Source organism: Enterobacter sp. BIDMC109, assembly GCF_001037885.1.
Taxonomy (GTDB): domain Bacteria; phylum Pseudomonadota; class Gammaproteobacteria; order Enterobacterales; family Enterobacteriaceae; genus Enterobacter; species Enterobacter hormaechei_C.
This window is the reverse complement of the sequence record NZ_KQ090002.1, coordinates 2,046,002-2,072,634: the sequence shown is the minus strand read 5'-3', so window position 1 is coordinate 2,072,634 and position 26,633 is coordinate 2,046,002. Positions and strand designations below refer to the sequence as shown.

Below are 26,633 nucleotides of genomic sequence, written 5' to 3'. Positions count from 1 at the left end.
CTCCTTACAGCACTTTTGAGAGGAACTGGCGCGTTCGCGGATGCGACGGTCGGTTTAACACGTCGTCGCTGCTGCCCTGCTCCACAATTTTACCGTCGACCATAAATACCACCTGGTCCGCCACTTCCCGGGCAAAACCGATCTCATGGGTGACCACCACCAGCGTCGTGCCGGAACGGGCGAGCTTTTTAATCACGTCCAGCACTTCGCCAACCAGTTCTGGATCCAGCGCCGAGGTGGGTTCATCAAACAGCATCACGCGCGGGCGCAGCGCCAGCGCGCGGGCAATGGCGATACGCTGCTGCTGGCCGCCGGAGAGGTGACGCGACCATGCATCAGCTTTATCGCGCAGTCCGACCACATCCAGCAGGCTGTATGCGTTTTCAACAGCCTCTTTTTTACTGAACTTTTTATGCGCAATGGGTGCTTCAATCAGGTTTTCCAGCACCGTGAGATGCGGAAAAAGATTGAAGTTCTGAAACACGTACCCAACGTTGACGCGCTGTTTGAGGATCTCTTTCTCTTTTAGCTCGTAGAGTTTGTCACCCTGACGGCGATAGCCGATGTAATCCCCGTCAATCTGAATAAAGCCTTCGTCTACGCGCTCCAGATGGTTAATGGTGCGCAGCAGCGTCGATTTTCCCGATCCAGAGGGGCCAAGGATCACCGTCACGGAGCCCGGCGGGATCTCAAGCGTGACGTTATCGAGCGCTTTATGTCGGCCAAAAAACTTACTGACGCCGGTAATGGAAATGTGTCCTTCAGGAGAGGCTTGCATGAACAGGCTCCTGTGCTGGCGAAGCGGTGACGGAACGCGCGCGACTGGTCGCCCGGTTGTGGTTTACGGCGGAGCGGCGCTCGCTGCGGGCAAGTCCACGCTCAATAACATGCTGGATGGCAGACAGTACGGTGGTGATCACCAGATACCAGACGGCCCCCACCATCAACAGCGGGATCACCTCCTGGGTGCGGTTGTAGATCATCTGGATCGTGTAGAACAGTTCCGGCATCGCCAGCACGTAAACCATCGCCGTCCCTTTGGCGAGGCTGATGATTTCGTTAAACCCGGACGGCAGGATGGTGCGCAGCGCCTGGGGGAGAATGATGCGCACCGTGCGACGCCACGCCGGCAGCCCCAGCGCAGCGGCCGCCTCATACTGACCGTGGTCGACCCCAAGGAAGCCCCCGCGAATGATCTCCGCAGTATAGGCGCTCTGCACCAGCGTCAGCCCCACGATGGCGGTAGAAAACTGCCCGAGAACATTGATGGTTTCAAAGCTGCCCCAGGTAATGCCGGTAAAAGGCACGCCGAGAGAGAGCGTGTCGTAGAGATAGGAGAAGTTATAGAGGATAATCAGCACCACGATCAGCGGCAACGATCGGAACAGCCAGATGTACCCCCACGCCAGGCTGCTCAATAGCCATGATGACGAGAGCCGCGCCAGCGCCAGCATGCCGCCAATAACCACGCTCAGTACGGTGCTTATTAACGTCAGCAGCAGCGTCTGGCCGACGCCTTCGAGGATCACCGGGTCGAAGAACCAGCGGGCAAATACCGCCCATTCCCAGCGCGGATTAAAGGCCACGGACTGGATCACGACCGCCAGTACAAACAGCGCCACCACGGCGCCAGCAGCGCGCAGCGGATAACGTGCCGGGACCACTTTTATGGTTTCAACGTTGCTCATCGTCGCTCCTTATGCGGTTTTGCTGAGCGCTTCGCGGATCAGCGTCTTGGTGAAACGCAGCCGACCGTCGAACGGCGGCTGGCTATACTCTTCCGGATCGCGGTTAAGATCGAACTGCGGCTGATACCCCTGACTGAGATAGAGCCGCACCGCCTCCGGCTGGCGAAACCCCGTGGTCAGGTAGATGCGGCTGTAGCCCGCCAGCACCGCCCGGCGCTCCAGCTCCTGTACCACGCGCGCGGCCAGCCCCTGCTGGCGCAGCGTTTTATTCGTCCAGATGCGTTTGATCTCTGCGGTGTGTTCGTCGAAGGGCTTGTACGCACCGGTGGCGATGATCTCGCCATCGCGCTCCAGGACGATAAACAGCCCCTGCGGCGCCAGGTACCACTCTGTCAGCTCGACTTCCGCATCCTTTGAAAAGTAGTCGCCGTAACGAGCGGCGTACTCACCGAAAAGCCCCTCGATAATGGGCTGAAGATCGGCATCTTCCGGCGAAACGTCACGAAATTGTTCGCGCATAGCGCCTCCTTAATCGCCCAGACCCGCCGGGTTAACTTCGGAACTGGGGATACGCTCCACGCCTTCCCCCCAGCGGTTCAGCACTTTGTCGTAATCTCCGTTCTTGATCGCGCCGTTCAGCGCGGTTTGAACCGGCTCGACCAGGCCGCTGCCTTTTTTCAGCGTCACCGCGATATGCGCCGCCTTCGGCCAGCCGCCGTCGACGCTGCCGACCAGTTTGGTTTTACCGTTAAGCGCCGCTTTCCAGGCACCGATCACGTTCGGGCCAAAGTAGGCGTCCGCGCGTGCGGACTGAAGCGCCAGCGTTTGGGCCGCGTCGTCTTTGGTGTAGATCGGCGTAAAGGGTTTAAGCCCTTTTTTGAGGTTCTCTTCGTTCCATGCCAGCAGGATGGCCTCCTGGTTGGTGCCGGAACCCACGATGATGCGCAGCCCGGCGATATCCTCTGCCTTCACAAGCGAGTTGATCGGACTGGTGGATTTCACGTAGAAGCCAAGTGAATCCTTGCGGTAGGTGGCGAAGTCGAACTTCTCTTTGCGCGCTTTAGTGACGGTGATGTTGCTGATAGCCGCGTCGTATTTCCCGGAGGCAACCCCCAGCGGCCAATCCTCCCAGGAGGTGGGCACCACGTTCAGCTCCAGTCCGAGGCTGTCCGCTACCAGACGCGCGATGTCGACCTCACTTCCCAGCAGAGTTTTGTTGTCGTCGGAAAAGACCGTCAGTGGCGGTTGATTCAGTCCCGCCACCGCCACGGTAAATTTCCCCGGCACGGCAAAACGATAGTCTTTCGGCAGTTGCGCGATCGCATCGCTGTTTTTGGCGGTATTGATCGGCGTTTTATTGGCCTCAATGCTCACGCCGGTGCCGTTAATATTGACGTTCTCTGCCCAGACGGCAGGGGTAAAGGCCAGCGCAAGCGCCAGAATAAGCGATGATTTCTGCATAGCGTTTTTCTCTTTTATTGTTGTGTGAACTGATTTTTGGGCTCGTCTAAGCCCAGACTTTCGCGCAGCGTGGTGCCGGGATAGTCGGTGCGGAACAGGCCGCGCGCCTGTAAAACGGGCACCACCTGGTCAACAAAGCGCGGGAAGGTGTCCGGCGTGCCGCCCTGAATGATGAAGCCATCCGCCGCCTTCTCTTCGAACCAGGCCTGTAAACCATCGGCCACCTGCTCCGGTGTGCCGGAAAAACGCGGGCGCGGCGATGCGGCTTCCAGCGCGACCTGACGCAGAGTTAAGTTGCGCTCACGGGCGTTACGCTTGATTTCATCGGTGGTGCTGCGGAAGCTGTTTTTGCCCAAATCGCCAATATCCGGGAACGGCGCGTCGAGGGGATACTGGCTGAAGTCGTGATGCTCGAAATAACGTCCGAGGTAATTCAGCGCATCATTAATGGAGACCAGTGCCGCCGTAGTTTGATACTGGTTTTCTACGTCATCGGCGTCGTTTCCAACAATCACGCTGACGCCCTGGAATATATGTAAATCCTCTGCGCGGCGGCCGTGACTTTCCAGCTGCTGTTTAACATCGCGGTAAAAAGCCTGGGCTTCTTCCCGCGTGTCATGGTGGGTAAAGATGGCGTCAGCGTGTTTTGCCGCCAGCTTTTTACCGTCGTCGGACGCACCAGCCTGAAAGACAATCGGACGTCCCTGCGGCGTGCGGCCAATATTCAGCGGGCCGGAAACCTGGAAGAAATCACCGTGGTGATCAAGAGTATGCAGTTTCGACGCATCAAAGAACTGTCCGCTCTCTTTATTGCGGATAAAGGCATCCCCTTCCCAGGAATCCCACAGCCCCTTCACCACGTCGAGATACTCATCGGCAATGCGGTAGCGCAGCGCATGCTCCGGGTGTTTTTCGCGGGAGAAGTTCCTGGCTGACCCTTCCAGCGGTGACGTCACCACGTTCCAGCCCGCGCGTCCGTTGCTCAGGTGATCGAGGCTGGCGAACTGGCGTGCAACGGTGAAAGGCTCGCTGTAGGAGGTGGATAACGTGCCGACCAGCCCCAGGCGCGAGGTGATACTCGCCAGCGCGGACAACACCGTCAGCGGCTCAAAGCGGTTTAAAAAATGCGGAATGGATTTCTCGTTAATATAAAGGCCGTCGGCCACAAATATAAAGTCGAGCTTGCCCTCTTCTGCTTTTAAAGCCGTTTCTTTAACGAAATCAAAATTAATGCTGGCATCCGCGACCGCCGCCGGGTGGCGCCAGGCAGACATATTTCCGGATGCACCATGCAAAATGGTCCCCAGCCGCAATTGACGATGTGCAGACATATTCACCTCAAATTAATTAAACGTGTTGCAGGGCTTTTTCCGCGAGCTGAGCAAAATAGCGGGCAGCGGGTTCGATTAATGCTTCGTCCGGGTTAAATGCCGGGTGATGTAACCCAAACGGACTGTTGCTGCCAATGCTGACAAACGCGCCGGGTATGTTTTGCAGATAGACCGCGAAATCCTCCCCGCCCATGTGCAGTTCCGCATGCCGGGTTTCATATCCCGCTTCGCGCGCGACCGAGGTGGCAAAACCGGCCCAGTGCTCATCGTTCACCAGCGCGGTGGGCCCGGCGTACCAGGTGATGTTGATTTGCGCGCTAAAGGCGCTGGCAAATCCGGCGGCGATTTCACCGACGCGCGCTTTCACGTTCTGCTGCACTTCCGTGCGGTGCGTGCGCAGCGTGCCCTCCAGCTCAACGCTTTCCGGCAGCACGTTCCAGGTATTCCCCCCGGCGATGCGCGTCACGCTCAGAACAACCGAATCCAGCGTGTTGACGTTACGGCTGGCTACGCTTTGCAGCGCGGTTACCAGCTGGCTTGCGAGCACGATGGCGTCGTTGCCTTCATGGGGACGTGCGGCATGCGCGCCTTTGCCGGTCACGTGAATAACGAAGCGATCAACGTTGGCATAGAACGGGCCGCCGCGCGTGGCAAACTCGCCGACCGGCAGTGACGGCTCGTTATGCATCCCGAAAATCGCGCGTACGTCGCGTAACGCCCCGGCCCGCACCATGCTTTTTGCTCCGCCGAAATTCTCTTCCGCTGGCTGGAACAGGATCCGCACGCGACCGTTGAGCGAGGCTTCCCGCTCTTTCAGCTTTAGCGCGGCGCCGAGGATCACGCTGGTGTGAATGTCGTGTCCGCAGGCATGCATCACCCCGGCGCGCCGGGAGCTAAACGGCACCCCGCTGCGCTCGTCGATGGGTAACGCGTCGATATCGGCGCGCAGCGCAACCAGTGCGTTGCCCGTGCCGATCTCCGCAACCAGCCCGGTCTGGAGATCGTAAGGCAGCGGGGCAATCCCGGCTGCCGTCAGCCACTCGCGCAGGCGCGCCGTTGTTTCGACCTCCTGACCAGAGAGTTCAGGGTTCTGGTGCAGCTCACGGCGCCAGGCAATCAGTTGTTCGCTAAAGCTCATACGGTAACCTCCCTGTTAAGACGCGCCTCGGCCAGCAGTCGCAGGGACTGTACGCGCGTTGCGCCATCAGCGACCGGCGTGTCGATGATAAATTCGTCAATCCCCCACTGCTGATGCAGCGCGTTGAGCTGTTCAAGCACCGACGCCGCCGTTCCGGCCAGCAGAGACTGCGCCCGACGCGCGATGCGCACCGGTTCACTCCCCGCCTGCCGCGCAAAGGCGTAGGCCTGTTCTTCGCTGGCGACGGTGACGCGCTGTCCGTTTGCCAGCTCCACGCCCCACACTTCAACCTTCTGCGCCAGCGCATCGGCCTCAGCCTGGGTTGGGGCAACAATGGCCTGCACGGCCACAATCACCTCCCGGACGCTGTGTTGACGCCAGGCTGTGACGACCTCGCGCAGCAGCTCAGGATCACCGTTCAGATGGGCGGCAAAAACAAAATGCCAGTCGAGGGAGGCCGCCAGCAGCGCGCTTTCTGTGCTGGCGCCCAGCAGAAACCCCCGGGCAGGCACCGGCGGCAGCGGCGTGGCGCGAACGTCCTCCTCCGCTGACTGATTTTCAGGGCGGATCCAGCGATCGAGCTGCGTCAGTTGTTCAGCAAAGCTGCCTTTTTCCTGCGGATTAAGGCCGTGCTGCAAGGCGCGGGTAGAGAGCGGCAGACCGCCGGGCGCTTTGCCAACGCCCAGATCAACCCGGCCCGGCGCAATGGCGGCCAGTACGTTAAAATTTTCGGCGACTTTATAGGGGCTGTAATGTTGCAGCATGACGCCGCCTGAGCCCACGCGAATACGTTTTGTTTGCCCGAGGATCCAGGCAATCAGCAGCTCCGGCGAGGGGCTGGCAAGCTGCGGGGTATTGTGGTGTTCGGCAATCCAGAAGCGGTGATAACCCAGCGTTTCTGCCTGTTGCGCCAGTGCTAAGGTTCGCGCCAGCGCATCGGCGGCTGTTTCGTGTTCTGCGACGGGGCTTTTATCCAGAATGCTGATTCGCCATGACATGTTGCGTTCTCGTTTGACTTAACATGTCGTCATTATTAAAGGTGGATTTCACCTCTGAGAAACAATTAATTTACATTTGGATTGCCGGAAAACGGCAATAGAGCGTCTGTCATCGGCGTGATTTGAGCGATGTAATGAGTCTTTCCGCATCCTGCCGTCGGGTAATGCGGCGAAAGCGAATGTGTGCGTACTGCGGGTTTTGCATATCCGCCTCATATCGTTTGCGGTTGCTGCGCCAGGTTTTGATCGTCCAGATGATAATAGAGTCCTTGCTAAGGAACGACCGACGAAAGCTTTCGCGGTTCCCCGTGCCGGGCCAGAGCTCCTGTTTGTGCCAGGCGCGTCTGGAGGCCCGCGTCACCGCCTGCCAGAGCGTGCGGATAAACCCACGATCTATCCACACCACCAGATCGACGTCGCGCCACTTAACGTCGCGTGTGCGGTTGTAATTTCCGTCCAGGACCCAGTCAGGCGAGGCGGCGAGCGCTTTTTCCAGGGTTGCAAGAAACTCATTATCCGGTGTTCCCTGCCAGTTCGCTCGCCAGTAAAGCCTGTCCATCTCAATGTAAGGGATAGCCAGCGCCTCCGCGATTCGCCTGCCAAACGTGCTTTTCCCACTTCCGCTGGTGCCTATGATATTGATTTTCACCGTTCCGCCTGCACATGCTGAAGAAAACGGATCGAATCATAACGTTAATAATTTGTTTACGAAACGCCAGACTACTCGTTCGGATACTGCTCATCGGTGACCTTCTCCAGCCATGCCACCGGGCTCCCGTCGACAGCTTCTGCGATGGCGATATGGGTCATGGCCGTCTGCGCGCTTGCGCCGTGCCAGTGCTTCACGCCGGGTGGGATCCAGGCGATATCACCCTGATTCAGCGGTTCCGCCTCTTTCCCCCACTCCTGTAACCAGCCGCGCCCCTGCGTCACGATCAGCGTTTGTCCAAGAGGATGCGTATGCCAGGCGGTACGTGCGCCGGGTTCAAAGGTGACGGTTGCGCCGCCGACTTTTGCCGGTTCAGTCGCCTGGAAAGGCGCGTCAATGCGCACGCAGCCGGTAAACCAGGCCTCTGGGCCCTGAACGGAAGGTAACGAACCGCTACGGATAATTTTCATGATTAACTCCTCGTTTGCTGTTGCGTTAACAGTAGCGTAAAGCCATGGGGAGCATTAGAGTGCATAATCAGAAAGGAACCATGAATTCAATTCATAAATCGAGTAAACCGCCATGTTAAAAGACAACTTCAACGATCTGCTTTCCTTTATGGTCGTCGCCCGGGAGCGCAGCTTTACCCGCGCCGCGGCGCAGCTTGGGGTATCTCAGTCGGCGCTCAGCCACGCAATGCGCAATCTGGAAACGAGGCTGGAAGTCCGTCTGTTAACCCGCACCACCCGTAGCGTGGCCCCTACCGAGGCCGGCGAGCAACTCTTCATGCGCTTAAGCCCCCATCTGCTGGAGATCGAGCAGGAACTCACCGCGCTGCGTGATACCCGCGACAGACCTGCCGGGAATATTCGCCTTACCGCCGGGGAGCACGCCATGTCTGCGGTGCTGTGGCCTGTGCTTAAACCCTTTATGGCGCAGTATCCTGATATCAACGTTGAAGTCACGGTGGACAATGGGCTGACTGATATTGTCGATGGCCGCTTTGACGCGGGGGTGCGTCTGGGTGAGCAGGTGGCGAAAGATATGATTGCCGTTCGTATTGCGCCGGACATGCGCATGGCGGTCGTCGGGTCGGCAGAGTATTTGCAGCGTTTCGGCGTACCGGAGACGCCGGAGCAGCTTGATCAGCACCGCTGCATTAATATGCGCCTGCCCACACGCGGCGGATTATATGCCTGGGAATTTGAACGGGACGGACGTGAGCTGCGCGTGCGGGTTGACGGCCAGCTGATCCTCAACAGCCTGCCGCAGCGCATCGATGCCGCCGAAAACGGTCTGGGGCTGGTGTACGTCCCGGAAGATGCGGTTCAGGACGCCCTTGCTGAGAGCCGGTTAGTGCGTGTGCTTGAAGCCTGGTGCCCGGCTTTTACGGGATACCATCTGTACTATCCGAGCCGCCGCCAGCACACTACCGCGTTTGCATTACTTATTGCAGCCCTGCGGCATTCATAAGCTCTACCTATAAGTAACTATTAAGTAAACCTGATGATTAAATCAGCATTCACAGACCTTTTTGCCTAAAAAAACGTCACGATTCAGCGCGTTGTGATCGCCGTCTGCTCTGACCACACGATTTCCTTCGACGAGCATCACTTTCGACACGGTTATATTTTGCGTCGCTTAACAATTGCGGGTAGGATGCCTCGCCATGTTTTGCCTTATCCATACACAGAATGACTGGAAAGGCAGCATGTGTCTGCGCAGAAGCAATCGTTTGTTTCGACATCTGCCAGGCAGGACTATCACGTTAATGGTTCAGACAGGCAAACAGGTAACTCAATGAAAACAAGCAATAAAAGCGCAGCCGATCATCATGCTGCGAAACGTCGCTGGTTGAACTCTCATGAAGAGGGCTATCACAAGGCGATGGGCAACCGTCAGGTGCAGATGATCGCCATCGGCGGCGCTATCGGTACAGGTCTGTTTTTAGGTGCAGGCGCACGTCTGCAAATGGCTGGCCCCGCTCTCGCCCTGGTCTATCTGGTGTGCGGGATCTTCTCTTTCTTCATCCTTCGCGCCCTCGGCGAACTGGTACTCCACCGCCCTTCCAGCGGCAGCTTTGTCTCTTACGCCCGCGAGTTTCTTGGTGAAAAAGCCGCGTATGTCGCGGGCTGGATGTACTTCGTTAACTGGGCGATGACCGGTATCGTCGATATCACCGCCGTTGCGCTGTACATGCACTACTGGGGCGCGTTTGGCGATGTGCCGCAGTGGGTGTTCGCCCTTGGGGCGCTGGCAATTGTCGGGACCATGAACATGATCGGCGTGAAATGGTTCGCCGAGATGGAGTTCTGGTTCGCACTGGTGAAGGTGCTGGCCATTGTGATCTTCCTGGTGGTCGGAACCGTATTCCTCGGTACCGGTAAACCACTGGACGGTAACGCAACCGGCTTCCACCTGATTACCGATAACGGTGGTTTCTTCCCGCACGGCCTGCTGCCTGCGCTGGTGCTGGTGCAGGGGGTGGTGTTCGCCTTTGCTTCCATCGAACTGGTCGGTACGGCGGCAGGCGAATGTAAAGATCCGCAGACGATGGTGCCAAAAGCCATCAACAGCGTGATCTGGCGTATCGGTCTGTTCTATGTGGGTTCCGTGGTGCTGCTGGTGCTGCTGCTGCCGTGGAATGCATACCAGGCGGGGCAAAGCCCGTTTGTAACCTTCTTCTCTAAGCTGGGCGTGCCGTACGTGGGCAGCATCATGAACATAGTGGTACTGACCGCCGCGCTCTCCAGCCTGAACTCCGGGCTCTATTCGACGGGCCGTATCCTGCGCTCCATGTCGATGGGAGGCTCTGCGCCGAAGTTTATGTCGAAGATGAGCAGGCAGCAGGTTCCTTATGCGGGGATTCTGGCCACGCTGGTGGTTTACGTCTTTGGCGTGTTCCTGAACTATCTGGTGCCGTCCCGCGTATTTGAGATCGTTCTGAACGTGGCTGCACTGGGGATTATCGCCTCCTGGGCCTTTATTGTGGTCTGCCAGATGCGTCTGCGCAAAGCGATCAAAGAAGGCAAAGCGGCTGATGTGTGCTTCAAGATGCCGGGCGCACCGGTGACCTCCTGGCTCACCCTGCTGTTCCTGTTCAGCGTGCTGGTACTGATGGCGTTTGACTACCCGAACGGTACTTACACCATCGCGACGATCCCACTGCTGGCGGTTCTGCTGATTGCTGGCTGGTTCGGCGTGCGTAAGCGCGTTCACGAGATCCACAGCACCGCGCCGCTTCATCACGACGATGAAAAGCACGACGCACCGCTGGTAGAAGAAACCTCGCGTTAATAAAAAAGCCGGGTGGCGGCTTCGCCTTACCCGGCCTAAATCTCATGGTTTTGTAGGCCCGGTAAGCGCAGCGCCACCGGGCAATTCCACCATCACAGCGCGATACGAATCACATCGTCAGGCTGGGTCGCTTCCTGCTGACGGGTTGATTTCTGTTTCACCGTTACGTACAGCGTTTTACCGTCCGCAGACAGCGCCAGGCTGTTCGGGTAAACCGGGGTATCGTAGGTCCTGGTCACTTTGTAGGTTTTGGCGTCAATCACGCTCACCTTGCCCGCCTCGCGGTGCGTCACATAGGCTTCGTTACGCGCCGGGTTAAACAGTACGGCCAGCGATGCTGGCGCGGCGATTTTCTGCATCACGCTGCCATCTTTCAGATTCACCACCAGCACTTCTGGCTGTTTTGAATCCGTCACAAACGCACGCTGGCCGGCAGTGTCCAGGCTCAGGTTCAGGTAGAAGTGCTCTTTTCCGTCATCCTGCACTTTTTTACGACTGAGGATTTTGTTGGTTGCCGTATCAATGGTCACCAGCTCGCCGTCCGCATTGGTGGTATACAGGCGTTTTGCCTTCGCATCCAGGGCCAGACCGGTGCTGAACGTGCCGGTGTTGGTGATGGTGTCCTTCAGCTTCAGCGTTGCGCCATCAACAACCCAGATCACGCTCTCCTTGCCGATACCGGTAATGTACACCGTATTGGTCGTGTCATCGGCCACCAGCTGGCGCGGCTGAAGCGGCTTCACCGTGTCGCTACGCTTGCGATCGTCCAGCACCAGGCGCCCTTTCACCTCGCTCGTTTTGGCGTCAATCGCCGTCACGGTGCTGTTGACGGTGTTACCGAACCACAGCGTCTGGGTGGCGTTATCGATCGTGGCGCCAAACGGCTTGAGATCGTTATGAATCGCCTGCGTCACTTCCAGCGTGACCGGATCCAGACGATAGACCACGCCGCCCTTATCGGTTTTTCGGCTTTGTGACGTCGCAACCCACAGCGCGTTTTCCTGCTGGCTGACGGCCATTTCATACGCGCCCTTGCCGACCGCTTTGCGCAGCATCTCTTCAGCGGCATGAACCTGGAACGTACCGGCAAACAGTAAAGAGCCCAACAACACAGACCCACGCAGGCGCGGCGAGCACAGATGACGTAAAGACATAACAATTCCTTTTCAAATGAGGAGATTTACCGCTGACATCACTTCCGGTGGGCAAAGTCATCGCTTTGCCGTTATTTTAATGAGAATAGTAATCATTAATGAGTTGAATGTGGAGTATTTCTTTCCTTCAAAACCTTACATTCACGAAATGTGCGGTTATAGTTTTCATAACATTTACAAAGGATTTAACATATATACACAGGTTCCAGTTGATTTGGTTCGAATTTTTCTTAACCGGTTTACTCCATGAAAATTATTACTGCCCGTAAGGCATCACTACCACTGCTCTTCGTTCCCGTCATTTTTGGCCCGCTGAGTGCGATGGCCGCGGAAGAACAGACCCTGATCGTCAGCGCCACGCCGCAAACCGTCTCCGAACTGGACACCCCGGCCGCAGTCAGCGTGGTGAGCGGCGAGGATATGCGACATGCCACACCGCGCATCAACCTTTCTGAATCCCTTGGGAGCGTACCAGGCCTGCAAATCCAGAACCGCCAGAACTATGCTCAGGATCTGCAACTTTCCGTTCGCGGATTCGGCGCGCGTTCGACCTTCGGCGTACGCGGGATCCGCATGTACGTGGACGGCATTCCGGCAACCATGCCCGACGGCCAGGGGCAGACGTCAAACATTGACCTCAACAGCATTGAGAGCGTCGACGTGCTGCGCGGCCCATTCTCTGCCCTGTACGGCAATGCCTCCGGCGGCGTGATTAACATCAACACCCAGACCGGACAACAGCCAGCCACAATTGAAGCCAGCAGCTATTACGGCAGCTACGGCACCTGGCGTTACGGCATGAAGGCCACCGGTGCGGTGGGCGACGGGACTCAGGCGGGGGATGTGGACTATGCGGTATCCACCACCCGTTTCACCACACATGGCTATCGTGACCACAGCGGCGCACGGAAAAACCTCGCCAACGCGAAACTGGGCGTGCGCATTGATGATGTCAGCAAGCTAACGCTGATTTTTAACAGCGTGGACATGAAAGCCAACGATCCGGGCGGACTGAGTTATCAGGAGTGGCAGAACAACCCGCGCCAGTCACCCCGTGGCGATCAGTACAATACGCGTAAAACCATTAAGCAGACCCAGGCTGGGATCCGCTACGACCGTCAGCTGAGCGAACAGGACGACCTCAGCGTGATGATGTACGCCGGTGAGCGTGAAATGACCCAGTACCAGTCCATTCCGGATACCACGCAGACTGAAAATCCAGCGCATTCGGGCGGCGTAATTGATATGCAGCGCCATTATCAGGGTATTGATACCCGCTGGACCCACCGCGGCGAGCTGCTGGTGCCGGTAACGTTTACCACCGGCCTTAACTACGAAAATATGAGTGAAAATCGCCGCGGGTATGAAAACTTCGTGATGAACAACGGCGTGCCGGATTTTGGCGTGAAGGGTAACAAACGCCGTGACGAACGTAACCTGATGTGGAACCTTGATCCCTACCTGCAAACCCAGTGGCAGCTCACGCAAAAGCTGTCCGTTGAGGCGGGCGTGCGTTACAGCTCCGTCTGGTTTGACTCCAACGATCATTACATTACCCCGCAAAACGGCGATGACAGCGGTGACGCCAGCTACCATAAATGGCTCCCGGCTGGTGCGGTGAAATACGCCGTGACCGACGCCTGGAACCTTTATGCCGCGGCGGGACGTGGATTTGAGACCCCGACCATCAACGAACTCTCCTACCGTTCTGATGGCAAAGGCGGCCTCAATATTAATCTGCAACCGTCAACCAACAACACCTATGAGATTGGCAGCAAAACCCGCATCGGCAATGGCATCCTGACGGCGGCGCTGTTCCGCACGGATACCGACAACGAGATCGTGGTGGACGAAAACAAAGATGGTCGCACTACCTACAAAAATGCGGGGAAAACGCGCCGTCAGGGTGTGGAAATTGCGCTCGACCAGCAGTTTGCCGAAAACTGGAAGCTGAAAATGGCGTGGACCTATCTCGATGCGACCTACCGTACCAACGTCTGTAGCAATGCAGACTGTAGCGGCAACCGGATGCCGGGGATTGCCCGTAACATGGGGTATGCGTCGTTTGGCTGGGAGCCTGAGGAAGGCTGGTACGCGGGGGCAGATGCCCGCTACATGAGCGACGTGATGGCAAACGACACCAATACCGCCAAAGCGCCCTCTTATACCGTGGTCGGTCTGAATACCGGGTATAAACTCAATTACGGCAAATGGGGAATGGACATCTTTGGTCGCGTCGATAACCTGTTTGATAAAGAGTACGTCGGCTCAGAGATTGTAAACGCCGGCTACAATCGCTATTACGAACCCGCCCCTGGCCGTAACTATGGCGTGGGCCTGTCGGTCTCTTATCGCTTTGAGTAAAACATTTTCCGGCAGCGCACGTTGCCGGTAAAAAATAACATCATTCCCGGTAGCCTTAAGCGCCGGGAATATACTCAGGGAAGTTTAAAACGAATAAAAAATAAGTGCGCCAGTGCGATCCTTAACTGTAGTATTGCCGTTGCAGGAGGATATTAGCTTCATCAATGGCTCGGTCGATCGCTTCCCGACTGGCCGTCACGTCCCTTTGCTCAAGCGCAGAAAGCAGATCGGCATAATGGTAAGTCGTTGCAGGGATATCTTTCATCTCTTCGTGCAGGTAGTTGATACACGGACCAATCCGTACCCAGAGCTGCTCAATCAGCGAGTTCAGGGTCGGCATTTCGGCATACTGATAAAGCGTAAACCGGAACACGCGGTTGGCATGGATCGCCTTCTGCACGTCGCCCTGATGCATGGCGGTGCTGAAGTTATCTGACAGCGCGCGTAATGCATCCAGTTTGGTCTCGGTCATATTCTGACACGCCGCCGCAACGGCCATCGGCTCAAGCTGTTTTCGAATGGCGTTAATTTCGTTATAACGCTCCAGCGTAACCTCTGGCACCAAAAACGCCTGAGCAGGCGTGGCCTGTAATGCGCCTGCCGACACCAGGCGCAGCAGGGCTTCGCGCACCGGTGTGATGCTGGTGCCTAATTTATCCGCAATCTCTTTCGTGATGAGTCGAGCCCCAGGTTTTAATGAGCCCGTAATTAACGCTCCCTTTAAACTGTTCTCAACTTGCATCGTCAGACTGATTCTTTGTGCTTTTTCCAGGTTTTCCAAATCAAGCATGTTTAATTCCCGTAGCCAAAACAAAATGCCATTTTCAGCGACTGTTTAAAAAAACATCGCCGGTTTGATATATCCTGTATCGTCATGCCTGGTATGAAGGGCGCGCGTTAAAATAAAAATTGTTCAATTAATATTACGTTTACCACTTCTGGCTCAGCTGGGCCGATGGCGCGCAATGCTTATGGATTAATTAAAGACAATATATCGTATCTTCACAAATAATTATGGCGGACTTTGCCCGCCATAACCGATGCTCTGTTTAGTCCGCCGCCACGCGGATCACGACCTTGCCGAAGTTTTTCCCTTCCAGCAGCCCAATCAGCGCCTCCGGCGCCGCGTCCAGCCCTTCGGTGACCTGCTCGCGATAGTGAATTTTGCCTTCCTTCACCCAACGTCCCATTTCCTGCTGGAACTCGTCGATACGATGACCATAGTCCTGAGCGATGATAAAGCCCTGCATGCGGATGCGTTTTTTGAGGATGGTCCCCATCAGCAGCGGCAAGCGATCCGGACCATCCGGCAGGTTGGTCGCGTTGTAGCCGCTGACCAGTCCGCAAACAGGTACGCGCGCGGAGGTATTCAGGAGCGGCAGTACGGCGTCAAAGACTTTACCGCCGACGTTTTCATAATACACGTCAATGCCCTGCGGGCAGGCTTTCGCCAGCTGTTCGGAAAAATCATCCGCATGGTGATCCAGACAGGCGTCGAAACCGAGCACGTCGACCGCATGGCGGCATTTCTCCTCCCCGCCGGCCACGCCGATAACCCGGCACCCCTTGATTTTACCGATCTGCCCCACCGTTGCGCCGACCGGCCCCGTGGCTGCCGCCACGACAAGCGTTTCCCCCGCCTGAGGCTGGCCGATATCAAGCAGCCCCATATACGCGGTGAAGCCCGGCATTCCCAGCACGCCGAGTGCCCATGAAGGGTGCGACGGGTTTTCGCCCAGCCTGACCAGTCCTTTCCCGTCGGAAAGTTCATACTCCTGCCAGCCGCTGTAGCCCAGAACCCACTCGCCCTCTTTATAATCCGGATGGCGGGAGGTCTCGACGCGGCTTACCGTGCCGCCCACCATCACCGCGCCAATCTCGACAGGAGGTGAATAGGATGGGGCATCGCTCATACGGCCCCGCATGTACGGATCAAGCGAGAGCCATACGGTGCGTAATAACACCTGCCCCTCTGCGGGCGTGGGGATCGGCTGCTCTTCCAGGCGGAAATTTTCGGCAACCGGTGCGCCGTGTGGACGGGAAGCCAGTACCCAGCGTCGGTTTTGCGTAGTTGATTGACTCATTCATCGCTCCTTACAGCTGAAAATGTCATTCAAGTCTGGCACGTTATCCAGCGGATCGCCTTTGCATTATGAGCCGGACTGATTAAGCCGCACGACCAGATAAAGGCACGATTCATCCGTTTTGTTAATAAACCGGCAGTCGTTCGGCGGCCCGAGTTCCAGACAATCTCCGGCCTTCATTTCATGGCGGGTGTCCCCCTCCAGAAAGACCAGTTCACCTGCCTGCAACCAAATCAGCTGTCGCGCCAGCGCATAAGAGGAGGCGGGCATCGGCACATCGCTGCCCGCGGGCAGTTCCACCTGGACGAGGTCAATAGGCATATCGCTGCGCGGCGACACATGACGACGTAAATAGTGGGTTTGCGGATCGCGCCAGACGGGCTGGTTCGCCAGACGTAACAGTTTGCCCTCCTGCATTTCCGCGCGCGCAATGAGCGTAGACATGCTAATACCGAAGGCACCGGATAACCGGGCAAGCAGCGTCGCCGTTGGGCTACTGTCCCCCCGTTCAATCTTATGGATCATGGCGCGTGAAATACCTGCCCGTTCGGCCAGTTCGCTTAATGACCAGCCCCGCGACTCGCGTTCAAGGCGTATGCGGGCGCTAATGCGTTGATTCATATTGTCTGTCATTGTGTTCATGACGTCATACTATAGTGTACGGATGGTTTTTCGGGGCAGTTTGGTGACAAAAAAATAGGGATTTTGTCGTAGCGATGCAACACAAGAACTGTGTAATATTGTGAGTGAATCGTACTACTATAGTAAACAACACAGCCAGAGGTTTACCATGATCGTTCGTCATGCCTGCAAAGAAGATTGTGCCGCTATCGGTGAAATTTATAACCATGCGGTGCTGCACACCGCCGCCATCTGGAACGATACAACTGTCGACACCGATAACCGTATTGCATGGTTTGAGGCGCGCACGCTGTTGGGTTATCCGGTGCTGGTCAGTGAAGAAGAAGGTGTTGTGACGGGATACGCCTCATTTGGCGACTGGCGAGCGTTCGACGGTTTTCGCCATACGGTGGAGCACTCGGTTTACGTTCATCCCGATCATCAGGGCAAAGGCATCGGTCGGCTGCTGATGACGGAATTAATCAAGGAAGCCCGCCAGATTGGTAAACATGTGATGGTTGCCGGTATCGAGGCGCAGAACCATGCGTCGATTCATCTGCACGAAACCCTGGGCTTTGTTACCACCGGTAATATGCCGCAGGTGGGAACCAAATTCGGTCGCTGGCTGGATTTAACCTTTATGCAACTCCAGCTCGATGAGCGCAACGATCCGGATGCTCTGCCATGAATCAATCGTTGACGTTAGCGTTTCTGGTGGCCGCCGGGATTGGGCTGGTGGTACAAAACACCCTGATGGTGCGCATTACGCAATCCTCTTCCACTATTCTTATCGCCATGTTGCTGAACTCGCTGGTGGGAATTGTGCTGTTTGTCAGCATTTTGCTTATGAAAAATGGCCTGGCGGGGTTTAGCGAACTGGCGTCAACGGTGCGCTGGTGGACGTTAGTCCCCGGCCTGCTGGGGTCATTTTTTGTCTTTGCCAGTATTAGCGGGTATCAGAATGTGGGCGCGGCAACGACCATTGCCGTGCTGGTGGCAAGCCAGCTGATTGGCGGCCTGGTGATGGACATCCTCAAGAGCAACGGTGTCCCCCTGCGGGCGCTGGTAGGCCCGGTCTGCGGCGCAGTGATGCTGGTGGTCGGCGCCTGGCTGGTGGCACGGCGCCAGTTTTAACCCTTACAGGATAGTCCCACCCTGCGTGAGGTGGGCATGGCGCGCCTCCGCCTCTTCTTTATGCTGCTTACCATGATGCGCAATCGCGGTACGCAGGCGCTGCTGCTGGGTATAGCGATCTTCACGGCTGAGCTCTGCATCATCGCTTAATTCGATCAGCAGTTCGTTCATGTGGGTAATTACGCTCTCTTCGATGGCGGCGTCGACGCGGGCGATAACATCGGTTAAATGTGACATTGTCACTCCTTTTCACGTGCCCGGTGGCGCTACGCTTACCGGGCCTACGGGTGCTAACTGTAGGCCCGGTAAGGCGTAGCCGCCACCCGGCAAGAATACGATCAGTTCAGCTTCGCTTTCGAGAAGTCACTGCCCATCAGGCTCACGCTGTACCCGGTCACATTGCTGCGGGTCGCGTAGAACGTTTTGCCGTTAGCTAACGCAATCCACGGTGCCTGCTGGTAGAAAATCTCCTGTGCCTGGCCATACAGCTTCGCACGTTCGTCCGGGTTGCTGGTCAGTTTGGCCTTTTGCACCAGCTCATCATACCCCTTATCACACCAGCGCGCGGCGTTAGATCCGGTTTTGATGCTGTTACAACCCAGCAGCACATCGGCGAAGTTGTCCGGATCGCCGTTATCAGACATCCAGCCGAACAGCGCGGAATCATGCTCGCCTTTACGCATGCCGGAGAGATATTCCCCCCACTCGTATGAGACGATTTTCGCCTTCACGCCCACTTTCGCCCAGTCAGCCTGGATCATCTCCGCAATGCGTCGCGAGTTCGGGTTGTACGGACGCTGAACCGGCATGGACCAGAGGGTCACTTCCGCGCCCTTATCCAGACCCGCCTGCTTCAGCAGCGCTTTCGCTTTTTCCGGATCGTAGCCGTAATCCTTCAGGTCTTTGTTAAAGCCGAGCATGTTCGGCGGGATCGGTGATTTAGCGACCGTACCAGACCCCATAAAGACCGCGTTAACAATGGCCTTTTTGTCCGTTGCGTAATTCAGAGCCTGGCGCACCAGCACGTTATCAAACGGTTTTTTCTCCGTGTTGAACGCCAGGTACCCCACGTTCAGCGCATCCACCGAGTGCAGGGTCAGGTCTTTGTTTTTCTTGATCGCTTCAAACTGCACCGGCGACGGCGCAGGAATGATCTGACACTCGTTCGTTTGCAGCTTAGCCAGACGCGTCTCAACGTTTGGCGTGATGGAGAAGATCAGGTGTTTGGTCGGCACCTCTCCCTCCCAGTAGTTCGGATTGGCGACGTAGCGGATCAGCGAATCCACCTTGTACTGCTGAAGCACATACGGGCCGGTGCCGATTGGCCAGGTATCCACATTTTCAGGCGTACCCTTTTTCAGCATCGCGTCCGCGTACTCGGCAGAGAGGATCGAGGCGAAGTCCATTCCCCAGTCGGCCAGGAACGCCGCGTTGGGTTCACTCAGCGTGAACTGAACGTGATAATCGTCGATCTTTTTCACATCCTGAATGAGCTTGTCGAGGCCCACGTCATTGAAGTATTCGTAATTACCCTGGGAAACATTGTGATAGGGATGCTTAGGGTCTTTCTGACGCATAACGGAGAAAATAACGTCATCAGCGTTAAAATCACGGGTCGGTTTGAAGTATTTATTGCTGTTGAACTTTACCCCTTTACGCAGGGTAAACGTGTATGTTTTGCCGTCTGGCGAAATGGTCCACGACTCGGCCAGAGAAGGCACCGGCGTGTTTTTTACCGGGTCGAAGTTAATCAGACGGTTATACAGCGTTTGCGAGCTGGCGACAAATGAGGGCCCAGAGCTGGCGATCTGCGGGTTAAACGACTCCGGCGACGCCTCGGAGCAGTAGATAATGGTGTCTTTGTTTGCCGCCCATGCGGCGCTTGCCGGTAGCAGCGCGCTCAGCGCGAGGGCGAGCACGGTTTTCCCTGTAGACATGGTTATTACCCTTTCGGTTTTATTATAGTGAACAGTAATAACAGCACAGACGTTTTGGCCTGACAAATAACGAATCACTATCAGGTTATTCTAAAGCCGTACATTTCGCTGGTTTTAGCATCAGCCCGCAGAAACCGATTTGCCTTAAGGTCCATTATTCGTCAAGCACAACCGTCACGATCAATGCCGCAAGAAATCGTCCCTTTTGCCGTCTCCTCAGCCGTTTGCTTGCTTACCTGATTCGCTAAAGTAATGGCGTGAAAAAGTCTACAGGACCAAATCGTGGCAAAAACACTTTTACGCAGCGGTAATCTGGATGATTTTCAGGCCGTTGGCGGCGGCGGACAGGCCGTTTTTGAATCAGCGCTGCAAATCCGCGAAGCGCTTCGGTTGCGCAAACAACAGGCTATCGTTGATTGCCTGGCCATCCCCCAGGTCAACGACGGCGGCGATCGCGTTGACTGGTACTCCCCGGTTGAGGGAACCGTCTCCAGCTGGAAGGCGGCGGATGAAGATGATCGTTATCGCGCCCTGCGCTATCTGGAAAACACGCTCACCAGCGTGGAGTCGCTGAGTAAAAAATGCCTTCAGTCACCGAAAACGGCGCAGCAACTGTTTGGCTCTCTGCTCTCAAAAGCCTTTCAGTTTCCCGGTGAAAACTTTGTTTTCCTGGTGGATGGCAAACCGGTGATCTGCTTCTGGGGTTTCGTCAACCTTAACGAAAACGCGCGCGATGACGTGCTGGACTGCCTGCGCGAATCGTTGGTCCCTGAACCTGAGCCAGTGGTGATTAACGAGCCTGAACCTGAACCGGAGCCAGAACCGGCCCCGGTGGTGACCTTTGAGCAGGCCGACGCGCCGCTTATCACGCCTGTGACTACAGTCCGTATCACCGACGATGAACTGTATACGCCAGAGCCGGTGCGCATGAACGCCGCGCCGCCAGAGCCCGCACCGGCGGCCATACAGAAAAAACGTCGCTCCCCCCTGTGGTTGCTGCCGGTTGCCGCCGTCATTATTGCAGCCATCGCCACCCCGCTGCTCTGGCCAAAACAGGCCCCGATCGCAGCGCCTGTTGCCACACCAGCGCCAGTACCCGTCGCCATTGCTCCGGCCCCCATAAAGACGGTTGAGCCGCTTGAACTGAAACTCCCGCTGCACCAGGCCGAAGTGGTAGAGCCGAAGGTGAAAACGCCTGCCCCGGCAGCCGAACCGGTGGTCATTACCGCGATACCGAAAGATGCGATGGTGATGGAGGCAAACCAGGTCAAAGCGGGGTTAACGCGCTTCCTGAACGGCACCTGGCGCGCGTTTCTCGATGTGCAGGATCCGCTCACCGGCAAACCGCCGTCGCTGCGCTACCAGATCCAGAACAATAAAGGTTTCGCCCGGGTCGTGCATGGCGACAACATTGTCTGCCGGGTAGACGTCTTTTCCGGATTACACAGCAACGGCGAGCTGTTGATCAAAACGCGCGGAAACGCGCGTTGCACCGACGGTTCACGCTATCCGATGCCGGAAGTGACCTGTAAGGCAGGTGCCAGCGATGTGGCGGAATGCACCGCACGTTACGATGCCAACACCGTCGTTCCTTTGACGTTCAAGAAAGCAGGTGTTTGATCCTATGCTGGTTAATCTTTGCGACTATAAACAGAGCGTGACGCTGATTGCTAACAGCGGCGTGCAGTTTCTCGATTTTGGCCTGACTCCGCAGGACACCGCCAGCAACGGGCGTTTCGTGCGTAAAACGGCAAATGGCCCGCTGCTGCGTCTGGATTTTGACCTGGTTAACGGCCGGTACACGCTCCCTGCCACCGATGGCGGGCAGCCGGAAGTGGTCAAGCCTGAAAGCACCATTCCACTGCATGACTCCCTGACCGTGCTGGACGGCGTCTGGCTGCCACTCCCTTTCCTGCGCTTTAACCCGCCGCGGACGTTTGTTGAAGGCCCGGATAACTGGGCGCGCGTCCAGGTACGAAAGCTTTCCACGCCCGACGCAGCTGGCAATACGCACCGGGTCACCGTCGCGCTCGACAGCCAGATTGCAGAGCATGCGACGTCTGCCCTGTCGCCGGTTGAAAACGATATCCTGAACGGCACGCGTTTCGCGCTCGCCTGGCGCGACAGTGAGGTTGAGAGTTTCCTCGACCAGACCTGGATTGACGGCTGGCTGCGCGAAGCCTTCACGCAGTTTGCCGACGGGGTTGAAAAACGCTCCGAGCGCGAGCTGCATCAGGCCATGCGCAGCTTTGAATATCAGGCGCACTGGCTCAACCTGCTCTCCATGCTCGGTGAACAACTCACCGTGCCGGAAGTGAAGTTTGTCACCCATACCCTGAGCACCCCTGCTATTCCTGTCGATTTGATCCTTGACGTAGGCAACACCCATACCTGCGGCGTGATTATTGAAGATCATGGTGATGCCAACGACGGCCTGCGCCAGACGGCTGAACTTCAGGTACGATCTCTGAGTGAGCCGCAGTTCCTGAATGAGCCGCTGTTTACCAGCCGACTTGAGTTTTCTGAAGCGCGTTTTGGCAAACAGCACTTCTCCGTGGAAAGCGGCCGGGAGGATGCGTTCGTCTGGCCGTCGATTGTCCGCGTGGGTGATGAAGCGCGTAAGCTGGCGATGCAGCGTCTGGGCACGGAAGGCAACAGCGGCATCTCCAGCCCGCGTCGCTATCTGTGGGACGAGACGCCGGTGGTGCAGGACTGGCGCTTTAGCCAGATGAACAGCAAAACCCAGCGCGAACCGCTGGCAACTGCGTTTCCGCTGATGAACCTGATGAACGACGACGGGGAACCGCTCTTTACGCTGCCGCAGGATGAGCGCCTGCCGGTGTTCTCTCCGCAGTACAGCCGCAGCACCCTGATGACGCACATGCTCTGCGAGCTGCTGGCTCAGGCGCTTGGCCAGATTAACAGCGTGGCCACCCGCCTGCGGCTCGGCTTCCCGGCCTCTCCCCGCCAGCTGCGGACGCTGATCCTCACCCTGCCTTCGGCAATGCCGAAACAGGAGCGCGAGATTTTCCGTCGCCGCATGTTCGAAGCCATCGCCATCGTCTGGAAGGCGATGGGCTGGCACCCGCAGGATGAAGATTTTGCCAGCCGCAAGCAGCAGGAAAAAAGCGTGGTGCCGGTCCCTGAGATCCAGATGGAGTGGGACGAGGCCAGCTGCGGCCAGCTGGTGTGGCTGTATAACGAAGCCATTTCCCATTTTGGTGGCCAGACCGAGGCCTTTTTCGCCTCCCTCGCCCGTCCGGATCGCGCGCCTGAGCCTGGCGTCCAGCCGGGGCGTGCGCTACGCGTGGCCTCGATTGATATCGGCGGCGGCACGACGGATATGGCCATCACGCACTATCAGTTAGATGATGGTTCCGGGAATAACGTCAAAATCACCCCGCAGCTGCTGTTCCGCGAAGGGTTCAAGGTCGCTGGCGACGACACGCTGCTGGACGTGATCCAGCGCTACGTTCTGCCCGCCCTGCAAACCCAGCTTCAGAAATCCGGCATAGCCGATGCCTCCCAGCTGATGGCATCCCTGTTCGGTGACTCCGGGCGGATCGATACCCAGGCGGTCCTGCGCCAGCAGACGGCGCTTCAGCTCTTTATGCCGATCGGTCACGCGATCCTGGCGGCGTGGGAATCGAGCGATGTTGACGATCCGCTGGTCGGGCTGCATGCCACCTTTGGCGATCTGCTTGCGCAAAAACCGACGCGCAACGTGATGAATTATCTCCAGCAGGCGATCGACCATGCGTTGCCTGCCGGCTCAGAACACTTTGATCTGTTCAGCGTACCGCTGCACGTCAGCTTCCGGGAGATGCGGGACGCCATGCTGGCGGGTCAGTTCACGCTTGCCGCCCCGCTTCATGCGGTATGTGAGGCGATCTCTCATTACAGTTGCGATATCCTGCTGATCACGGGACGGCCGGGCTGTCTGCCGGGCGTTCAGGCCTTGATTCGCCACCTGCAACCGGTGCCCGTCAACCGCATCGTCTGGCTGGATAAATACCAGGTTCATGAATGGTATCCGTTCAGCCAGCAGGGACGGATCGGCAACCCGAAATCCACCGCTGCGGTGGGAGCGATGCTCTGTAGCCTGGCGCTGGATCTTCGTCTGCCGCGCTTTAACTTTAAAGCAGCGGATATCGGCGCGTACTCTACGGTGCGCTATCTGGGCGTGCTGGATAACACGATCAATACCCTGCGGGACGAGAACGTCTGGTATCACGATATCGACCTCGATAAACCCGGCGCGAAACTGGACGCCCGTCTGCACTTCCCGCTGCGCGGCAACGTTACGCTCGGCTTCCGGCAGCTGGCCAATGCCCGCTGGCCCGCGACGCCGCTCTATACCCTGAGCATCAACTCAGCCGAACTGGCGAAAGCCATTGCGGGCGACGGCGTACTGAACGTGCGCCTGAAGCTGCGTGGCGGCACTAAGCAGGAAGGCCCGGAATCTTTCGAGCTGAGTGATGCCTGGCTACAGGACGGCACGCCCGTGCCGCCGGACGCCCTGACCTTTAAACTGAATACTCTGGCCGATCGCCGACACAGCGGCAGCCACTACTGGATCGACAGCGGGAGCGTATACCTTAAATGACTGCGACGACTGCCACCACTCAGGCCTTAATCGGGTGGATCAACGAGACGCGACAGCACGCCCCGATGCTGGATAACGAAGCCGACGCCCTGCTTGCCCGCCTTAACGCAGCAAGGGCACGTGAAGAGGCGCTCGATCGCGCCCTTGTCAGCCAGGGCAGCATCGGCTTATACGGCCACTCGCAGGCCGCAAAAGCGCACCTGCTGGCTGCCCTGTGCGGCAGCGGCGACGAACGGCTGAACGTTACGCCGGGTCAACGCACGTTTGATTACTTCTCGCATATTAACCCCGGGCATGCGCCGACCAACATGGCCGTGCGTTTCAGCAGAGCGTCCCGCGAGGTCGCAGACGACGCGTTTCCCCTGCGCCTGCGCCTGGTAACGGAGGCCGAGCTGGTGCAGCTGTTTATTGCGCGCACCACGCTGGATCCGCAGATCCGCGCGGTGGATAAATCGGTGATTGAAGCCCGGCTTGAAAAGTGGCGGGCGCTGCGTCAACCGCAGAGCGTGCCGGGAATGACGGCGCGGGAAGTCGCGACCATTGCCCGGTTCTGGCAAAGCGTAGTACCCGGCGCTAAGCAGCATATTGATGATGCCCTGTGGCACCAGTTTGCCCTGCTGGTTCCGTCGCTTGATCTCAGCACCCGCGCCAGCGTCTGGTCTCTGCTGTGGGGTGAGCAGCAGGAGTTAACCCAGCAGTGGCTTAAATTCGCCCAGGTGCTGCATCAAACCAGCCATGCCAGCGCGCTTGCGGCGCCGTTGAGTCTGCTGGTGGACAGCTTTGGTCTGCCCTGCGAAGGCTTCCTTACTCACGGGGCGTTTACCGTGCCGGAAGCACAGGAAACACTGCTTCATCCGGTAAAAAACGGCGAGCTGCTTAACGCCATTAGCCTGCCCGTCGATGTACTGGCATCTCTGACCCGCGAAGTGGTGCTGCCCGTTGAGAACTGCGTGCTGGATAACGTTGACGTCATTGATATTCCTGCCATTTCTGAGGAAAACACGCCGCTGATGATGCAGGCAAAATGTCTGTGGTTGCTGGAGCATTATCGGCAGCACATTCAGCCGGATGTCCTGGTTATCTGTAATGCGACGGCGCACCACCAGCAGACCGCAAAAACGGCCAGGCTCCTGCAAAACTGGATCAAAGAGACTCAGCCGGTTGAAGAATCCGCATTGCCGGGGCTGGTCTGGGCCATTACCCCTCATGATGCGCGGTTTACCACAAAGCAGAATCTGGACGAAGCGGTGCAGCAATTGCTGGGCCAGCCGGGTCTGCGCTGGGGCACGCTTCAGGCGCTCGATACCCACAGCATGCAGCGGGTGATTGAGTGGCTGTCGCAGGCTACCCTGCCGGCACAGCGCCAGAAGCGTCTCCGCGCGCTGAAAAGGCTGTTACAAGAGTCACTGTCGACGCTGATGCGCCCATATGTCGCCCCTCTCACCCAGGAACCAGGCGCAGGGCGGGCACAGGCCGAAAAAATGGTCCGAACGCTGCAAGGCAGTGCCGCTCGTCATGGTGAATTGCTTGAGGGGCTTCTGCCGCCGTTAAACGCGTTTGAGACGCTGCTGACCGTTCACCAGCCTCGTGAGGAACAGGTCAACGGCCTGTTTAACGATGTTATCGATCTGTTTGCGGAAGAGACGCAGGAAAATCCAGGCGCGTTGCAGACCAAGGATAAGGCGCGGCTGGCCCATAACGTGTGGGTTAACCATCTTCGTCAGTGGAGTCGCAACGACGCGGCGGCTGCCCGTCTGGGCCTGGACGCAGAGGTATTACAGCAGATTGCGGATGTGCTGATCGTTACCAGCTACCGGCTGGATCTGCCGCTGCAACTGCAACGCATTGCAGAAAAAAATAAAAGCAGCGCCGCGCAGCTGCATGCCGCGACAGGCAATTTCATTAGCTGGCTTGGCTATGAAATGACGCCCGTTTCTGAACGGCCTGCAAGCCGGATCCGCAAAGGTCAGCCAATTTTTGTGACGCCAGTTGTGAGCAGCGCTTCACCCCGTCTTACCCGACTTGGCGAGCAGCCTGTCCATGCGGCGACAGCCTATGTTTATGACTGGCTGGTTGCGCTCTACACCCGCGCGATTGAAAACGTGGATTATCAGTGCCCGTATGACGTTCAGCCTGCTGCGCGGAAAGCCTTGTCTGCCCTGCTGTCTTAA

Annotated in this window: 21 protein-coding genes and 1 pseudogene; 8 read left to right on the top strand and 14 right to left on the bottom strand. The window is 57.3% G+C overall.

Translation table 11 applies throughout. The annotated features are described in order from the left end of the window. Positions 1-4 precede the first annotated feature (4 nt). From SK62_RS09870 to SK62_RS09830, 8 genes and pseudogenes are all read right to left on the bottom strand, one after another. Positions 5-778 (bottom strand): amino acid ABC transporter ATP-binding protein, encoded by a 774-nt coding sequence (locus SK62_RS09870; RefSeq protein WP_017693375.1) that lies wholly within the window; start codon positions 776-778, stop codon positions 5-7. After that, positions 762-1,688: an amino acid ABC transporter permease gene (locus tag SK62_RS09865; RefSeq protein WP_047719524.1), complete on the bottom strand. Its 927-nt coding sequence runs from the start codon at positions 1,686-1,688 to the stop codon at positions 762-764. Before SK62_RS09865 ends, SK62_RS09870 begins: the two co-directional genes overlap by 17 nt. Before the next feature lie 9 nt (positions 1,689-1,697). Continuing rightward, positions 1,698-2,207, bottom strand: a complete 510-nt coding sequence (locus tag SK62_RS09860) for a GNAT family N-acetyltransferase (RefSeq protein WP_015570459.1) — start codon at positions 2,205-2,207, stop codon at positions 1,698-1,700. A gap of 9 nt (positions 2,208-2,216) precedes the next feature. Then, positions 2,217-4,480, bottom strand: a pseudogene (locus SK62_RS23180) (NtaA/DmoA family FMN-dependent monooxygenase). A gap of 16 nt (positions 4,481-4,496) precedes the next feature. Further along, entirely contained in the window at positions 4,497-5,618 is a 1,122-nt protein-coding gene (locus tag SK62_RS09845; protein ID WP_017382285.1) for an amidohydrolase, read from the bottom strand. Continuing rightward, positions 5,615-6,616: an LLM class flavin-dependent oxidoreductase gene (locus tag SK62_RS09840; RefSeq protein ID WP_032653686.1), complete on the bottom strand. Its 1,002-nt coding sequence runs from the start codon at positions 6,614-6,616 to the stop codon at positions 5,615-5,617. Before SK62_RS09840 ends, SK62_RS09845 begins: the two co-directional genes overlap by 4 nt. Positions 6,617-6,725: 109 nt before the next feature. After that, positions 6,726-7,265, bottom strand: a complete 540-nt coding sequence (locus SK62_RS09835; RefSeq protein WP_047719522.1) for a shikimate kinase — start codon at positions 7,263-7,265, stop codon at positions 6,726-6,728. A gap of 71 nt (positions 7,266-7,336) precedes the next feature. Next, positions 7,337-7,735, bottom strand: a complete 399-nt coding sequence (locus SK62_RS09830; RefSeq protein ID WP_015570456.1) for a (R)-mandelonitrile lyase — start codon at positions 7,733-7,735, stop codon at positions 7,337-7,339. 112 nt (positions 7,736-7,847) lie between these two features. On the opposite strand from SK62_RS09830, the gene SK62_RS09825 reads away from it, so the two are divergent. Both SK62_RS09825 and ansP read left to right on the top strand, forming a co-directional pair. After that, positions 7,848-8,738, top strand: a complete 891-nt coding sequence (locus SK62_RS09825; protein WP_045345121.1) for a LysR family transcriptional regulator — start codon at positions 7,848-7,850, stop codon at positions 8,736-8,738. A gap of 327 nt (positions 8,739-9,065) precedes the next feature. Beyond that, positions 9,066-10,562, top strand: coding sequence for an L-asparagine permease (gene ansP, locus SK62_RS09820; RefSeq protein WP_015570454.1), 1,497 nt, complete (start codon positions 9,066-9,068; stop codon positions 10,560-10,562). 92 nt (positions 10,563-10,654) lie between these two features. Here ansP and SK62_RS09815 read toward each other — a convergent pair whose 3' ends face one another. After that, on the bottom strand, positions 10,655-11,716 hold the full coding sequence (locus SK62_RS09815; protein ID WP_047719521.1) for a 7-bladed beta-propeller protein YncE: 1,062 nt from the start codon (positions 11,714-11,716) through the stop codon (positions 10,655-10,657). A 246-nt stretch (positions 11,717-11,962) separates the two neighbouring features. Here SK62_RS09815 and pqqU point away from each other — a divergent pair, with 246 nt between their 5' ends. Next, positions 11,963-14,080, top strand: a complete 2,118-nt coding sequence (pqqU, locus tag SK62_RS09810; RefSeq protein ID WP_047719520.1) for a TonB-dependent receptor PqqU — start codon at positions 11,963-11,965, stop codon at positions 14,078-14,080. Between the two features lie 121 nt (positions 14,081-14,201). On the opposite strand, the gene SK62_RS09805 is transcribed toward pqqU, so the two are convergent. From SK62_RS09805 to SK62_RS09795, 3 genes are all read right to left on the bottom strand, one after another. Next, positions 14,202-14,870: a GntR family transcriptional regulator gene (locus SK62_RS09805; protein ID WP_003856981.1), complete on the bottom strand. Its 669-nt coding sequence runs from the start codon at positions 14,868-14,870 to the stop codon at positions 14,202-14,204. A gap of 259 nt (positions 14,871-15,129) precedes the next feature. Beyond that, a complete protein-coding gene (locus SK62_RS09800; protein ID WP_032103593.1) occupies positions 15,130-16,164 on the bottom strand; it encodes an NADP-dependent oxidoreductase in 1,035 nt (344 codons plus the stop codon). 66 nt (positions 16,165-16,230) lie between these two features. Continuing rightward, a complete protein-coding gene (locus tag SK62_RS09795) occupies positions 16,231-16,806 on the bottom strand; it encodes a helix-turn-helix domain-containing protein (RefSeq protein WP_047719519.1) in 576 nt (191 codons plus the stop codon). Positions 16,807-16,954: 148 nt separating this feature from the next. Between SK62_RS09795 and SK62_RS09790 the strand changes: the two genes are divergently transcribed. Both SK62_RS09790 and SK62_RS09785 read left to right on the top strand, forming a co-directional pair. Continuing rightward, the gene (locus tag SK62_RS09790) at positions 16,955-17,473 is read left to right on the top strand and encodes a GNAT family N-acetyltransferase (RefSeq protein ID WP_047719518.1); all 519 of its coding nucleotides are present in this window, start codon (positions 16,955-16,957) and stop codon (positions 17,471-17,473) included. Continuing rightward, complete coding sequence (locus SK62_RS09785; protein WP_047717466.1) at positions 17,470-17,919, top strand: DMT family transporter; 450 nt, start codon at positions 17,470-17,472, stop codon at positions 17,917-17,919. Before SK62_RS09790 ends, SK62_RS09785 begins: the two co-directional genes overlap by 4 nt. 3 nt (positions 17,920-17,922) lie before the next feature. Here SK62_RS09785 and SK62_RS09780 read toward each other — a convergent pair whose 3' ends face one another. Both SK62_RS09780 and SK62_RS09775 read right to left on the bottom strand, forming a co-directional pair. Beyond that, positions 17,923-18,156 carry a YdcY family protein gene (locus SK62_RS09780; RefSeq protein WP_032669817.1) on the bottom strand — a complete coding sequence of 78 codons (234 nt, stop codon included), beginning with the start codon at positions 18,154-18,156 and terminating at the stop codon, positions 17,923-17,925. A gap of 101 nt (positions 18,157-18,257) precedes the next feature. Continuing rightward, a complete protein-coding gene (locus tag SK62_RS09775; RefSeq protein WP_017382274.1) occupies positions 18,258-19,856 on the bottom strand; it encodes an ABC transporter substrate-binding protein in 1,599 nt (532 codons plus the stop codon). 282 nt (positions 19,857-20,138) lie between these two features. On the opposite strand from SK62_RS09775, the gene SK62_RS09770 reads away from it, so the two are divergent. From SK62_RS09770 to SK62_RS09760, 3 genes are read left to right on the top strand one after another with little or no spacing between them, the layout of a single operon-like run. Next, entirely contained in the window at positions 20,139-21,476 is a 1,338-nt protein-coding gene (locus SK62_RS09770) for an SrfA family protein (protein ID WP_045911775.1), read from the top strand. Between the two features lie 4 nt (positions 21,477-21,480). Then, on the top strand, positions 21,481-24,462 hold the full coding sequence (locus SK62_RS09765; RefSeq protein WP_047719517.1) for a virulence factor SrfB: 2,982 nt from the start codon (positions 21,481-21,483) through the stop codon (positions 24,460-24,462). Next, entirely contained in the window at positions 24,459-26,633 is a 2,175-nt protein-coding gene (locus tag SK62_RS09760) for a virulence factor SrfC family protein (protein WP_047719516.1), read from the top strand. The genes SK62_RS09765 and SK62_RS09760 overlap by 4 nt, the downstream gene beginning before the upstream one ends.